The 14839-nt window shown below is 45.4% G+C and carries 13 protein-coding genes and 1 pseudogene; 7 read left to right on the top strand and 7 right to left on the bottom strand.

Translation table 11 applies throughout. From position 1 onward, the window contains the following. Positions 1-484: 484 nt before the first annotated feature. The 4 genes from gldD to mutY all read right to left on the bottom strand — a co-directional run bounded on the left by gldD (position 485) and on the right by mutY (position 4132). Positions 485-1102 (bottom strand): gliding motility lipoprotein GldD, encoded by a 618-nt coding sequence (gene gldD / locus FVR03_RS15735; protein ID WP_147922721.1) that lies wholly within the window; start codon positions 1100-1102, stop codon positions 485-487. Continuing rightward, the gene (gene gldE / locus FVR03_RS15740) at positions 1062-2432 is read right to left on the bottom strand and encodes a gliding motility-associated protein GldE (protein ID WP_255474244.1); all 1371 of its coding nucleotides are present in this window, start codon (positions 2430-2432) and stop codon (positions 1062-1064) included. The genes gldD and gldE overlap by 41 nt, the downstream gene beginning before the upstream one ends. Before the next feature lie 26 nt (positions 2433-2458). Next, complete coding sequence (locus FVR03_RS15745; protein ID WP_147922722.1) at positions 2459-2926, bottom strand: single-stranded DNA-binding protein; 468 nt, start codon at positions 2924-2926, stop codon at positions 2459-2461. Between the two features lie 114 nt (positions 2927-3040). After that, positions 3041-4132 (bottom strand): A/G-specific adenine glycosylase, encoded by a 1092-nt coding sequence (gene mutY, locus FVR03_RS15750; protein ID WP_147922723.1) that lies wholly within the window; start codon positions 4130-4132, stop codon positions 3041-3043. 489 nt (positions 4133-4621) lie between these two features. Between mutY and FVR03_RS15755 the strand changes: the two are divergent. From FVR03_RS15755 to FVR03_RS15765, 3 genes and pseudogenes are all read left to right on the top strand, one after another. Continuing rightward, positions 4622-4951 (top strand): annotated as a pseudogene (locus FVR03_RS15755) (HU family DNA-binding protein); the annotation flags it as partial. 63 nt (positions 4952-5014) lie between these two features. Continuing rightward, on the top strand, positions 5015-5875 hold the full coding sequence (locus FVR03_RS15760; RefSeq protein ID WP_147922725.1) for a tetratricopeptide repeat protein: 861 nt from the start codon (positions 5015-5017) through the stop codon (positions 5873-5875). Positions 5876-6084: 209 nt separating this feature from the next. After that, entirely contained in the window at positions 6085-7686 is a 1602-nt protein-coding gene (locus tag FVR03_RS15765; RefSeq protein ID WP_147922726.1) for an Rne/Rng family ribonuclease, read from the top strand. 65 nt (positions 7687-7751) lie between these two features. On the opposite strand, the gene FVR03_RS15770 is transcribed toward FVR03_RS15765, so the two are convergent. Further along, the gene (locus FVR03_RS15770; RefSeq protein ID WP_255474245.1) at positions 7752-8405 is read right to left on the bottom strand and encodes an outer membrane beta-barrel protein; all 654 of its coding nucleotides are present in this window, start codon (positions 8403-8405) and stop codon (positions 7752-7754) included. A 75-nt stretch (positions 8406-8480) separates the two neighbouring features. On the opposite strand from FVR03_RS15770, the gene gldB reads away from it, so the two are divergent. The 4 genes from gldB to FVR03_RS15790 all read left to right on the top strand — a co-directional run bounded on the left by gldB (position 8481) and on the right by FVR03_RS15790 (position 12671). Then, complete coding sequence (gene gldB / locus FVR03_RS15775; RefSeq protein ID WP_147922728.1) at positions 8481-9470, top strand: gliding motility lipoprotein GldB; 990 nt, start codon at positions 8481-8483, stop codon at positions 9468-9470. 155 nt (positions 9471-9625) lie between these two features. After that, complete coding sequence (locus tag FVR03_RS15780; protein ID WP_147922729.1) at positions 9626-10822, top strand: glycosyltransferase family 4 protein; 1197 nt, start codon at positions 9626-9628, stop codon at positions 10820-10822. A 432-nt stretch (positions 10823-11254) separates the two neighbouring features. Further along, a complete protein-coding gene (locus FVR03_RS15785) occupies positions 11255-11731 on the top strand; it encodes a DUF4890 domain-containing protein (protein ID WP_147922730.1) in 477 nt (158 codons plus the stop codon). A gap of 163 nt (positions 11732-11894) precedes the next feature. Further along, entirely contained in the window at positions 11895-12671 is a 777-nt protein-coding gene (locus tag FVR03_RS15790; protein WP_147922731.1) for an acetolactate decarboxylase, read from the top strand. A gap of 232 nt (positions 12672-12903) precedes the next feature. Here FVR03_RS15790 and nth read toward each other — a convergent pair whose 3' ends face one another. Together nth and FVR03_RS15805 are read right to left on the bottom strand one after the other, a co-directional pair. Next, positions 12904-13584, bottom strand: a complete 681-nt coding sequence (gene nth / locus FVR03_RS15795) for an endonuclease III (protein ID WP_147922732.1) — start codon at positions 13582-13584, stop codon at positions 12904-12906. A gap of 224 nt (positions 13585-13808) precedes the next feature. After that, the gene (locus tag FVR03_RS15805) at positions 13809-14411 is read right to left on the bottom strand and encodes an RNA polymerase sigma factor (protein WP_147922734.1); all 603 of its coding nucleotides are present in this window, start codon (positions 14409-14411) and stop codon (positions 13809-13811) included. Between the last annotated feature and the right edge of the window lie 428 nt (positions 14412-14839).

The raw sequence follows: 14839 nt of genomic DNA on the forward strand, positions 1-14839 counted from the left end.
GGAACAAAGATAAAAGAGGAAGGGCAAAAGACCTTTGTTAGTTTAGAAGCTTCGCCAAATTCAAAATTAGAAATTCAAAATTAAAAATTTTCAATAATCAGCTTTTCTGTCATAGAAGAAGCTTTTTTCGTTTGATTTATCAATTTTGAGTTGCTTATATTGTTTTGACGACTTTACCAAGAGTTAAAAGTTATGAGTTGAAAAGTCAGGCATTGGCAAAATCTCTCAGAGTAAGCATTTAACAATCATCAATTAACAATCAGATTATTCAAATAAAAACACCCTCCAGAAGCTTTTTGCAGGATTTTGGGTCAAGGGTTGCGCAGGCTTCAAAGTCTTTCCCGGCTATTCTTAAAACAGTTGATTAACCATGAAGCCATTTAACAACTAACAACCAACAACCATCAATTAACAACCAAATTATTCTAACGAAAACGCCCTTCCAAAGCTATTTCGGTGGTTTGGGTGTCAAGGGTAGGAGAGGTTATTTGCCTTTAAACTCCAGGGTATTGAGCAGGTGCACGATGTCTTTTTTCATGAACTCTATAACAGGTGCCAAGGAATCGTTTTGGGTGGCCGTTCTGAAATAAAGCGCGCCTCGCAAAAAATGAGAAGTTGTGTCGGTAACGTAAAACTGGAACTGGCTGGGCACTTCGCCTGTCAGTTCAAAGACAGCCGCTACATCTCCCTTTGGTGTTTTTACTTCGGTTTCTTCTATAGAGTAGGCTTTTACCTGATGCTTGGATGTAAGCTTGCGTGCATCTTCTACCAGGTCGTTCAACATTTTCGGGTTATTTTTAAGTGCCTTATAAGTTAGCTGTACATTGGCGCCAAACTCCGGGTAAATAATCGTGATCCAGTGTGGTTGTGCAATGGAGGAGGAATCAGGGCGTATTTTAGCGTATTTCGAAAACTCAAACGTATAGGGGTGCTCCTCCTGCAACTGCTGGTAAGCCGGCTCCGGCAGGTCTATGCGGTTATATCCTTTGGGTTTTGGTGTGAACTCTACGCCACAGGCTACCATTGTTGTGGCTACCAGGCACCATAACAGGGTTTTAAGGCTAGCTGGCTTTCTGGAAAACTTCTTTTTTGCTTGTGACATTAATCTTTACTCGCTTAACGCGCTTTAGGTCCGCCGACTCAATGGTAAAATGGAAACGCCCATACGACAGGGTTTCGCCTACACGGGGCACCCGGCCAAAAACCGATCTCATAAGCCCGGCTACCGACGAGGCATCCGATTTTACTTCGTTAAAGGAATCGAACGGTATCTCTGCTATTTTGCAAAAGTCGTGCAAAGATGTCTTGCCATCAAATATAAACGTATTTTCGTCGAGTTGAGAATAGATAATCTCTTCATCATCGTCAAACTCATCGTTTATTTCGCCTACTATTTCCTCTACCACGTCTTCCAGGGTTAGCAAACCGGTCGTTTTACCTTCTTCATCTACCACAATGGCCATGTGCACGTGCTTGTCTTTAAAATCGTTGAGGAGTTCGGCAATATGCTTCTGCTCCGACACAAGCAGCGGGACCCGAATGAGGTGCTGCCACTTAAACTCCGGCCCTTCGTTTATGTGAGGCAGCAGGTCTTTTATGTACAGAATGCCTTCAATCTTGTCTTTGCTGTGGGCATAAACCGGCACACGCGAGTAACCCCATTTCAGTATGAGAGGGAGCAGTTCGGGTATGGTGGCGTTCATATTAAAGGCTACAATGTCTTTGCGCTGACGCATAATCTGGCCTACCGTAATGGAGCCGAAGTTTACGATGCCGCGCAGAAGTTTACGTTCTTCCGGTGATGTTTCTTCGTTAATCAAGGCCATGTCGAGGCTATGGTGCAGCTCTTCTAGGGACTGATGGTATGATTTTGAAAGGTAGTGCTTTTCGATATAATCGCTGATTCCCATAAGGGTGCTGGAAAGCGGCTTAGATACCTCCTGAAGAAAGCTAATGGCAGGAGCCAGTTTACGGGCTATAGAAGCACCGCGTTTGTTAGCGTAGATTTTAGGAAGTACTTCGGCAAAGAACACAATAGAGAAAGTGGCCAGCAGCATACAGCAAATAATAGCCCATGCCGATAAAGACCGTGTGCCGAACACCTGCCACGACACATAAGCAAACAAGGTAATAATGCTGACATTAATACCATTGTTGATGATGAGGAGCGTGGTGAGTAACTTGCGGGGTGTCTGCAGAAGTCTGTAAATTTTTTGCTCAGCCTTGTTGTGGCTGTTTTTGTATTGCTCCAACTCTGCGTCTGAAAGAGCAAAAAAAGCTGCCTCTGCACCCGAGGCGAGTGCGGAGAGCAGCAGTAGGAAGAGGCAGGCCAGCATGGCTGCCACGTATTCAAAGCTGAGTACAGCGGTTAAAATCTGGATGAACTGGAATAAGCTATAACTCAGGGGGTCTCCGGGATCTATACTGTCCAAAGTTAAATCGTTAAGTTAAACATCGTTTAAAACGGCAAGTCGTCTGGCTCGTCGTTTGCGCCGGCAGGTGCTCCGCCGCCCTGAGAAGAGGCGTTGCTGTAGCTGCTTGCCGAAGAAGAAGCTGATGACTCCTGGTAGCCGCCATTGCTGCCACCACCATCGCTCTTGCCTCCTAACATGGTCATATTATCAGCTACAATTTCGGTGCTGTACCGCTGAATGCCATCTTTGTCCTGGTAATTATTAGATCGAATGCGGCCTTCTATGAAGACTGACTGCCCTTTGCGCAGATACTTTTCTGCAACCTCAGCCAGTCCGCGCCAAAGCACAATGTTGTGCCACTCTGTTCTTTCCTGCTTGGCTCCGGTTTTGTCTTTAAACGATTCGGAAGTGGCAATTGGGAAACGGGCTACTGCTACGCCGCCTTCCAGATGCCGGACTTCAGGGTCTTTCCCTAAATTACCAATCAAGATTACTTTATTAACACTTGCCATGTGGTGTGAATTTTTGTTTATTAAATCTGTTTTTGAATCTCGTTTTCAGTAGCACGATTTTGCCTAACGTACTCTGTTAGAATTAAATGCTTTTGTTTAACCAAAGGTTCAAGATTATAAATTTACTAAAATTCCTGCATCTTTCAAATAAGAGCTTATCAGAACCGGCTTAGGTAAATCCTCAATTTCGGAGGGGTTAAAAGCAGCTACTCTGGTTTCTTGCATCACTTCTTCCTTTAAACGCGAATTTAATTCTATAAGATAGAATCTGGCCAATATTTTTTGATGGCTGAGCACATGCTTGTAGTCTTTTCGGGGAAGCTGTATCTGCTCTTCGGTTACGTCGAGGCCACTTTGTTGTAGTTCCTGCACCAGCGCGCTTATAGGTAGGTTCTTGTCTGAGCTTTCGTACAGGAAAAAGTCGTAAAGGCCCTGCCAGATATCGCCGGGCAGACGCTTGCGCAGGTAGTATAGCCCCTGGTGCCTGAAAACAATGTAGTGGAAGTAACGTGGCCTGGCAGCTTTGGCCTTTGCTTTTACCGGTAGCTCCTGCACCATGCCATGGTTAAAGGCAAAGCAAACCTGCTGCAACGGGCAGAACAGGCAGTCGGGCATAAGCGGCGTGCACTGTATGGCGCCAAACTCCATTATAGCCTGGTTAAAGGTGTCTGGGGCATCGGCTGGAATAAGCGAGTCGGCAATGGTTTGAAACACCTTTCGGGAGGCTGGCACTGCGATGTCGTCTGTTACTCCGAAAACTCGCGCCAGCACCCTGAACACATTGCCGTCGAGCACGGCCACCTGCTCCTGATAGGCAAAAGAGGCAATAGCCGCAGCCGTATAGCTGCCTACACCGCGCAGCTTAATGAGTTCAGCATAATTTTCCGGGAAAATACCATCGTGTTCCTGCACTACCTGGCGGGCTGTATGGTGCATATTCCTTGCTCTGGAATAGTAGCCAAGGCCCTGCCACAGCCGCAGAACTTCGTCTTCGGGCGCTGCTGCCAGCTCCTGCACGGTAGGGTAGGTCTCCACAAAGCGCAGGTAATAGGGCAGGCCCTGCGCTACCCGTGTTTGCTGCAAAATTATTTCGGAGAGCCATATATGGTAGGCATTACGGGTTTCGCGCCAGGGAAGCGCCCGTTTATGTTGCCCATACCAGCCAATTAAGGAAGACGAAATAAAAATTGGATCGATACTTGCCATGAAGTGCTTGTCTGAAGATTGTGCTGCGTGCTGTAAAGGGTACAACGAAGAGGCCAAAAGTACATTTTTCTTTTGCTAAAGTTTCTTACGTCCTCCTTAAATTAGAGAGAGCCGGGTATTATTTTAGTTGTGCTAACCATAGTGACTTATTTCATACTGGATCAGAAATTGAACGATTTTTTAGCTGGCTCCTGTATAAAAGCAGCATAGTCGACCAATTGTTTTTAGCGGATGACAGGCCTGCAAACAAAAAAATATAAGACACTGCATAACAAAATATAATGAGTGGCAGCACGTTAGCCAGAAGAGCAACGGCACTATTGGCATGCGTATTGTGTTGTAACACAGAGTAGGGCTTGCGGATAAAGTAAAGCTCTAAGAATTTAACACTAAAGCTTTTACTTATCGAAAAGAAGGGCTACCTTTGTGCCCCGAAAATCCCTGAAAGGCCAGGAATTCTTGCCCGTTATATAAGGAAAATCATATTATTGTCAATTTATAAATTATAAGAAAGTGACTAAAGCAGAAGTAATATCAGAGATTGCTGATAAAACAGGGATTGATAAAGCTGATGTACAATCCACGATTGAGGCTTTTTTCAAAGTAGTGAAAGACTCAATGGCGAATGGTAATAACATCTATGTGAGAGGTTTTGGTAGCTTTGTAAATAAGAAGCGAGCAAAAAAAGTGGCTCGTAATATTTCGAAGAACACATCCATTATCATCGACGAGCATTTTATTCCTAGCTTTAAGCCGTCAAAAACATTTATTCAGAAGATTAAGAACAGCAAAAAAATCAAAGAATTAGCTCATTCTTAATTCTTTTGTATCTTTGCGGTTCTAAAATTATCAATTTGTAATTAACTACCTTAGGTAAAAAGAATGTCACGGTCTCAAATACTAGTTATAGTAGCGGCTCTTGCCATAGTAGCCGTTCTGTTCTTTTTACCTAAAGTAGTTGTTAACGAAGACGATAAGGAGAATTTTACGAAAACCGAATCTGCCATTCCTGAAGGGCACTCCGAAGACGATGGGCATGACCATGGCACAGGAGCAGCCGATGCTGCCAACGTGCACATGACTGCCAGCCCGGAACAACTGCTGGAACTGTCTACCGTTCGGGCCCGATACAACAAGGCAACTGACGACCAGACCCGCAGCCGTGTGGCCGGTGACCTGGCTGCTGCCTATGCTACGGTGCACAAATACGATAGTGCCGGTTTTTATTATGAGCAGGTTGCCATGGCACGCCCAGGAGAAAAAAGCTACAAGCAGGCTGGCGACAGTTACTTCGATGCTTTTACCTATGCGCCTTCGCAGGGGAGAGCCAGCGAACTCGGAGCCAAGGCGCGTGCTATGTACGAGCAGGTGCTGAAGAACAACCCTTCAGACCTCGACTCAAAAACAAACATTGCCATGACCTACATCGCGACAGAAAACCCGATGCAGGGCATAACGCTGTTGCGGGAGGTAATTACAACCGACCCGAACAACCAGAAGGCACTGTTTAACCTGGGCTTGCTATCCATGCAGTCGAACCAGTACGACAAAGCAGAAGAACGTTTTCGTAAACTTGTTTCTGTTAATCCGGAGCATGTGGAAGGTACGTTTTACCTGGCTGTGTCGCTGGCTAAAACAGGCCGTAACGAGGAGGCTGTTACCTACTTCAACAAAGTGAAAGCGTTGAGTAACGATCCGGACCTGGCAACTTCTGTAGACGAGTACCTGGCAGAACTAAAGTAGAAAAAGAAATAATTCATAAAATAAAAAATTAAAATTATGCCTTGCGGAAAAAAAAGAAAGCGCCATAAGATTGCTACCCACAAAAGAAAGAAGCGTCTAAGAAAAAACAGACATAAGAAGAAGTAATTTCTTCTAAATAATTTGAGGCCCACATTGCTAAGGCGATAGTGGGCTTTGGTCTATACATACAAATAATTATTTAAGACAAATTGAGTAATGAATTAATCATTAATTCTACTCAAGATGGGGAGCGCATCGCGCTTTTGCAGGATAAGAGACTCGTTGAGTTTCATCACGAGAAAAAAGACACAAACTATATTGTTGGTGATATTTTTCTGGGAACTGTAAAAAAAGTGATGCCCGGTCTTAATGCTGCTTTTATTGATATAGGCTACCAGAAAGATGCTTTCTTGCATTATCATGATCTGGGGGCCAATATCAAAACACTGAACAAGTTCATAAAAGTAGCCCAGACGCAGAAGAACGCTTCTCCAAAACTTAACCAGTTAAAATTTGAGCCTGAGATAGACAAACTCGGCAAAATAGCTGATGTGCTTAAAAAAGGGCAGCAGCTGTTAGTCCAGATTGTAAAAGAACCTATTTCTACCAAAGGGCCCCGTTTATCCTGTGAGCTTTCTCTGGCAGGACGATACCTGGTACTTGTGCCGTTCTCAAACACGGTAAGTGTATCTAAAAAAATCGTCAGCAAAGAAGAGCGTACGCGCCTCAAGCGCCTGATCATGTCGATCAAGCCCGAGAACTTTGGCGTTATTATCAGAACGGTGGCCGAAGGGCGTGAGGTGGCAGAACTCGACAGAGATATGCGCAACATGCTCGACAACTGGGATGAAGGTTTTAAAGCGCTGAAAACGGCTAAAACAAGCGATAAAGTTATCGGGGAGTTAGGCCGTTCTTCTTCCATTTTGAGAGATTTGCTAAACGAAAGTTTTGACAACATAATAGTGGATGATGTCCAGCTTTATGAGGAGATCAAAACATACATCGGCAGCATTGCACCAGATAAACTTAAAATTCTGAAGCACTATGCCGGTAAGACAAAAACCTTCGAACACTTTAACATCGAGAAACAGCTAAAGGCTGCTTTCGGCAAAACAGTGACTATACCGGGTGGCGGATACCTGGTAATAGAGCATACCGAAGCGCTGCACGTGGTGGATGTAAACAGTGGGAACAAATCTAATACCGAAACCGATCAGGAGGCTACTGCCCTGCATGTGAACATGATGGCGGCCCGGGAAGTTGCCCGGCAGCTTCGCCTCCGCGATATAGGTGGTATCATTGTAGTTGACTTCATCGATATGAAGTCGCCCGAGAACCGACAAAGAATTTATGAGGTTTTCAAAGAGGAACTGAAGAAAGACCGCTCTAAATCGACAGTTCTACCCATATCAAAATTTGGCCTCATGCAAATTACACGACAACGTGTAAGGCCAGAGCAAAACATTATTACCGGCGAGGTTTGCCCTACTTGTAACGGAACCGGTAAAATTACGGCCAGTATACTGGTAACAGACGAAATAGACGCAGCGGTAGACGACCTGCTGACAAGCCACAACCACAAGAGTCTGGAGCTTTATATTCACCCGTTTGTGTATGCCTATTATACCAAGGGATTTATTTCGAAGCAAACCAAGTGGTTCTTCAAATACTTTAAATGGGTAAAGCTGGTAAAAGATACCTCGTTAGGTCTCACCGATTTTAAGGTGATGGATGATCGGGGAGATGAAATTGAGTTGCGTACGGCCTTTGCAGAAGTAAACGGCATACCCGAAATTGAAGAAGTAATATAATATTAAAATAAAAGAGCCGCGCCTTCACCAGGCACGGCTCTTTTATTTTATATTCTGCGTGTTCTCTAGAACTTCACGCCAAAATCTAGTGCCACCACGTTGTTCTTTACAGAAATGTTTCTGTTGCTGAAAAGCTTCTCGTAATAATCGTCGATGTCTGATAAGCCTCTGTGGTAAGAGAGGCCAGCCAATAACTTGGTGCTTTGCCCAATCGTGAATTCAAGCCCTGTGCCCAATAGCGCATCAACCTCAAAAATATTGAAGCGTTTAATCATCTTTTCGTTGTTGATAACTTTTCTGTCGTTTACCTCGGCTGCCACTTTGGTATTAAGTGAACCACCTACCTGCACATACAAAATAGTGCCCGGTGCCAACTCGTTGGTAAATAACTTCAGGGTAATAGGAATCTGGATATACTGGATGGATAGGTTGTCGGAACCAGTGGTGATGGAGGTACCGTTGTTGTAATTGTAAGAGATTTTGCCACCTTTGCTACGGTAAAAGAGGCCGGTGCTAAAAGCATAGTTCTGTGCAAAGAAATAGTCGGCAACCACACCGACACCAATTTTCAGGTTGTTACTGTTGCGGAAATTATAAGCATCTTCTGCTATAAATCTGTTGCCTGCAATGGCAGGTGATAACTGCACGCCAATCTCGATCTGAGCGGAGGCGCTAAGTCCAAAACATAAAAACATCAGTAAGAATAATAGCTTCTTCATTTGCATAGTTTAAATTGAAAGATAAAGATACTCCAAAAGCAATAACGCTGTATTTTTGCACAAATATATAATAGAATGTATTACAGACTACTCATACTAGTATCAGTTCTTTTTGTTTACGGCTGCAGGCAAAGCACCTGTGGCATTCCCGCGGCAGCCGAAAAAATACCCGTTCAAGTGGAGATAGAGCGTTTGGAGGCTCGTTTCTTTCAGGATACCAGCAAGCAGGCGCTGGCCGAATTTGTGCAGAACCAGCCTGATTTTGTTGCGAATTTTTTCAGGAGAAGCCAACTCCGATCCGATTCGGTGCTGGTAAATGCTCTGCATGGTTTAGCCACTAACCCGGAACTACGCAAACTAGGCAAAGAGGCCGAGGCGAAGTTCGGCGATATGCAACAAGAGCGGCAGCAACTGGAGGCTGCCTTTAAGGTTATAAAATATTACTACCCCAATTTTGCAGTGCCCGAAGTTAAAACGTTTGTATCGGGGCTGAGCCAGGATTTCCTGATTACAGACAGCCTTTTGGTGCTGGGAATCGATTTTTTTATAGGTCAGGATGCCAGTTACCGCCCCGATGTTTACGATTATATTCTGAGGCGGTACGAGCGAGCTAACATGATACCCACCGCTATGCTCCTGCTCTCAAACCAGTATAACCAGACAAGCCAGACAGAGCGAAACCTGCTCTCTGAAATGATCAACACCGGTAAAGCCTATTACTTTGTAGAATCGGTGATGCCTTGCACACCCGACTCATCTATTATCGGGTACAGCAGAAAAGACATAGCCGATGTGTTCCATAACGAAACTAAAATATGGGCGCATTTTATAGAGAAGGGGCTGCTATACGAGAAAAATCCTTTTGTTGTCACCAAATACATTGGCGAACGCCCCAATACTCCCGAAATAGATGCCACTGCTCCAGGCCGCATTGGCACCTGGTTAGGCTGGCAGATTGTGCGCAAATACATGGAGCGCAACCCGAACATTACACTACCAGAGCTGATGGCCGAAACAGATCACCAGAAAATATTTAACGCCTCAAAGTACAAGCCACAGAAGTAGGGTCTCTATGTTTAAAAGTCAGAAAGTTAAAAATTTAGCTAACTCTGCTGTAGTAGTTGCTACAAACAAATTATTCTAATCAAAAGGCCCTTCCAAAGGCAAAACCACCTGTTACAGGTCAAGGGTTGGCTTAGCACGTGTTATCTAAAATTCTTATGCGCTTAACGCTACTGCACCAGCACCACCATAACCCCGATTGCCCGGCTACCTGCAGGCACTACACCTTTATGGAGGCACTGGCGCAAAGGCACAACATTAGCCTGATAACAAGCAGTGCCTGGCGACAGCATCGCATAACGCAGGATTACAGTTGGGTACCAGACGGTGTGACTTTGTTCGAGTCTGATGTGCCATACAAAAATAAAATGAACGTGCCGCAGCGGCTGTTCTCTTATAGCCGCTTTGCCGCCTACTGCCTCACCAAAGGCTTAACCGGCCTTAAACCCGATGCTATCTGGGCAGTGGCTACGCCGCTCTCCACACCCTGGGTAGCAGCCCGTGTGGCTGCCCTTCGCAGTGTGCCCTGGGTGTTTGAGGTGCAGGACCTGTGGCCATCTTTCCCGATTGCCATGGGAGCCGTAAAAAACAAATGGCTGCAGCGCAGGCTCTACCAGCAGGAGCGCAGCCTCTACCACAGCGCGAGCCACATTATTACGCTCTCTCCCGACATGACCGATTATATTGCGGAGCTGGGGGTGCCCCGGCAGAAGATTACCACCAACCTGAACGGCACCGACCTGCACCTAGCGCAGCAGGTAACCAACGGGCAGGTAGAAGCACTCCGGCAACAGTTGCAGCTGCAGGGCAAGCAGGTGGTGCTGTATGCAGGCACTTACGGTCGCGCCAACGATATTCCTACTATACTGGAGGCAGTGGCAGCCTTAGCAGATAACACAGCAATACAATTTGTGTTTACGGGCGGCGGCTATTATGAGCCGCAGGTGCAGGAAGTTGCCCGCAAGCACCCGAACCTGACGCTGGTACCACCGCTGCCACGGCACAAGGTATTTACGCTGTTCAAGCTGGCGACCCTCTCGCTGGTAACTTTTAACGACCTGCCGGTGCTGCAAACAAACTCGCCGGCCAAGTTTTACGATAGCCTGGTGTGCGGTACGCCTGTTATTGTAACAAACCCTGGCTGGACCAAAACCTTTGTAGAGCGCTTTGGCTGTGGCTGGTACACGCCTGCAGAAAGTGCCGTTAACCTCTCCCTAACTATTCGCTATGCCCTCGAAAACCATGAGGAGCTAAGAGCAGCAGGAGCCAGAGGTGCTATGGTAGCCAAAAAGCAGTTCGATCGGTTGAGCCTGGTAATGCAGGTAGAGGAGGTGTTAAAGAACGTTGTAAAATAAGCCCTTGGCAAAATCTCCTTCAGTTTCTTTCGGAAGGCCAATTCCATTAGAAAAATTTAATTGCCGGTTGTTAATAGGTGAGTGCTGTATCGTCTGCTGATTCTTCTGAAGTTGCGGCTGTGGCACTGCTTACCCTTAGAGGTCGGGTGCCTCAAACCTCTTCAGAAGGCCTAATTCATTTAAATAATTTGGAAGGCACCTGAGCTCAATCCTACAGTTTTTAAAGCATATATTTTCTTTTTTATCCTTTTTTAATAGATATAAGTGTCTATATAGTAGTTTGTTATTATGTAATTGATGTTGTGTTTTTTTCTATTTTGAAAATTCTGGCACGGGCTTTGGAATGTTGCTATCAACTAAGCAGTAATTAGTAGGCCTACAGTTTTTGCTTTCAAAAGGAAATAGTTCAGAAAGCTTTAAATAGAAAAAGATATGAAAAAGATATTTGTAATGCTCGCCTTAGGTGTAATGGTTGCTGGTGGTTCTTATGCACAAAATGCTCCTCAAAAAGATAAAAAAGCCAAGACAGAGCACCGTGCAAACAAAGGTGACAAAAAAGCACATAAGTCTCCCGAGGAAAGAGCTAAAATGAGAACGGAGCGTATGTCGCAGAAATATGAGCTCAACAAATCGCAGCAGAATAAGCTGGAGGCCTTGCACCTGAACCAGGCAAACCAGATGCAGGCAATGCGCGAAAACCAACAAGCCGACCGGAGCAAAAGCAAAGAGGCGATGAAAGCCAGCCAGGCGCAATACCAGGCTGAACTGAAGAAGATACTCAATAACAAGCAATACGCCCAATACGAAGCCGACCGCAAAGAAATGCAGGCACGCTATGAGAAGAGAGGCCAGGAGCGTGGCAAAGAGTTCAGAGGGAAAGAAGGCGCGAGATCGTCAGAAAGAAGTTAATTTCAAAGATTTTCCATAGTTAAGTTTAAGTTAAAAGGAGCAGGCATAGCCTGCTTTTTTTGTTTTCAGCCCTTTACAGCTTTCACGGCACCAGCAACAGCACATTGTTATTTCTGTTAACCTTATTGCTGCAGCAAGGTATAGTAAAAGCAAAAAGAAACGTATGCATCAGTTCGTAACCCTCCTCCCGATGGTGTTCCTGCTTCTGCTGGCAGGCTGCAACAACCCTGAAAGCACTACCGAGGCCCAGCAAGCGGAGGCAAGTGCCGATGATCAGCTATTTTTTGCGTCTCTTAACCGCGCCATTCACCAGGGGCAGTACGATGGCACCATAACCTTAGGAAACCTGAAAAAGCATGGCACCCTGGGAGTAGGCAGCTCAGCCCGGCTCGCCTATGAACTGGTGCTGGTCGATGGGATAGCTTATGGCATACCCGCTGATGGCAAGGTATACGAACTCCCCGATACCACCCAGATACCCTTTGCCGCCATCAAACATTTCAGGCCGGAGCAGAAACTGGTGCTGAACCGCTCTGTAACGCTGCAGGAACTGGAGGTATACCTCGACTCGGTGCTTACCAGGAATACCTTTGCTGCGCTTAAAGTCTCAGGCAGATTTTCGAAGCTGAAGTACCGGAGTTTTAACCCACAGCAGCCGCCTTATAAATCCACAGAACAGGTACCCGATGTACTTTTTGAGCGCGAAAATCTGACGATCGATATGGTGGGATTTTTTACGCCTGAGTCGGCGGAGGTGCTGAACAGCCCGGTTTACCATTTTCATTTTGTAGACGAAGGCCGCACCACCGGAGGCCATGTGCTGAATGGTGTGGCAGAACAGGTAACCATCGAGATAGACTATGCCAGCGGCCTGCAGGTGCAACTGCCAGACCCCAAACTGCTGCAACACCTCGACTTGAACAAGCCGATAAATGAGTAATTACTCCTGTTTAACCCTCAAATGAAATATGCTATAAATAGCTTCGGAAGGCCATTTCCATTAGAATAATTGCTGGATGTTAATTGTTAAATGGGTTAATGGTTTAATTGGTAAATTGTTTATTTGAAGATTTGGAAATTTGAAGATGGAGAAATATTGAATGAGTGAATAAAAAAGCTTCAGTTCATAACTTTTAACTCTTCACTAACAAAAGGTCTAACAGCTAAAAAAATTACCCACCCAGCTTGTTTTCAGGGTCGTCTGGTATGTTGGGGAAGTTTTTCTGGAAGAACTGGCAAAAGTGCGTGAGCGGGCATTCTTCGCATTTGGGGCGGCGGGCAACGCAGATGTAACGGCCGTGCAGAATAAGCCAATGATGTGCTTTCGCTACCAGTTCCTGCGGTAGGTTAGCCACCAGTTGCCGCTCTACCTCCAAAGGAGTTTTGGCATCTTTTGTAACCAGGCCAAGGCGCTTGCTCACCCGGAACACGTGCGTGTCTACAGCCATGGCGGGCTGGTTCCAGATAACCGATACAATTACGTTGGCGGTTTTGCGGCCTACGCCCGGCAGTTTAACCAGGTCTTCTACAGTGCTTGGTATTTCGGAGTTGAACTGCTCTACCAGCATTTTGCCCAGGCCAGCCAGGTGCCTGGCTTTGTTGTTAGGGTACGATATGCTTTTGATATAAGGCAGCACCTCTTCCGGAGTGGCCGTAGCCAGGTGCGCAGGAGTAGGGTAGGCCTCAAACAGAGCAGGTGTTACCATGTTCACGCGCTTATCGGTACATTGGGCACTAAGTACCACGGCCACAATAAGCTCGTAAGGGTTAGTGTACGCCAGCTCTGTTTCCGGCTCCGGAAAGTTCTGCGTAAAATATTCGATCAGGTGCCTGAAGCGTTCCTTTTTCTGCATAAAAAAAGTTTACAGTCAGTTAAGACTGCAAACTTAAGCTTTTTGAATAATTAAGGATGTTATTTACCGCTCTATCGGGCGGTATTTTTATGGAACCGGTTAGCAGGTGGTGTACCATTAAAAGATCGGAGCAGCTCTCAGCCAACTCACTGTCTTGCATTAAGGCCAATTCCAGTTGTTCACAGGCATCATCTGCCAATTCATTATAAACGTACTGTATTAGCTCATTCTGAGTAGAGGTTTTTATCATAAGTGATACTTTGGTTTAGCATCTTCTTCCGAAGGTTAATAAGCGCGTAGCGCATACGACCTAAGGCAGTGTTGATGCTCACCCCGGTAGCCTCAGCTATCTCCTGAAAGCTCATGTCAGCATAATGCCGCATCATAAGCACTTCGCGCTGCGCCTGTGGCAGCGTCTGGATTAGCTCGCGCAGGCGGGTGTGCGTGTCCTCCTTTATTTGCAGCGACTCTGCTGAGTCTTCGGCAAACGATAGGTTATTGAACACATTGCTCCCGTCTTCCAGGGTGATCATCGGGCTACGCTTCTCTTTCCGGAAGTAGTCGATAGCCAGGTTATGGGCAATTCGGCATATCCAGGACGAGAATTTACCTTCTTCGTTGTACCGCCCGCTCTTCATGGTATGGATAGCTTTTATAAAAGTATCCTGCAGAAGGTCTTCAGCGGTGTACGAATCTTTAACGATCAGATAAATCGTAGTATATACTTTGTTTTTGTGTCTGTTTACTAATTGTTCAAACGCATTTTCTGTACCTGCGATGTAAAGCGTTACCAATGCGGAATCGCTTAGCTGGGTAGTTATATTCATCGTAAAAGCTACATTATGTTAACGTAAAGCTTTATATCATATTGTAAACGTTTGAATTATTAAACAAATCTTTTCAGAAGGGTAAATCAAATATAAGTAAAGGTTTTAGTTTGTGCAAATGTTGCTACAGCTTCTCAAGAAAAAGATTTTGCAGCGCATGCACTAACTGTTCTGCCGATAACGTTAGCCGATTTCAATGTCAGTTATTGCTGGTCCTCCTGTAGCTAAAACCTTGTTTTAATGAATCTTAAAACTACCGTTTGTAAGTGCCGCAGGAGCAGACAACAAGTGGCTGTTTATATATGGCACAATAATCTTACCAATTGCTGCTTCGGCTCCTGAAAGGTGCGTTAAATTATTTATTGAATTAGGCACTTGTTTAATGGCTAAGAAAGCTGTAAATTGATTGAAATAGAGCTATTTACATG

Origin of the sequence: Pontibacter qinzhouensis, from assembly GCF_008017455.1 — a bacterium.
GTDB lineage: Bacteria > Bacteroidota > Bacteroidia > Cytophagales > Hymenobacteraceae > Pontibacter > Pontibacter qinzhouensis.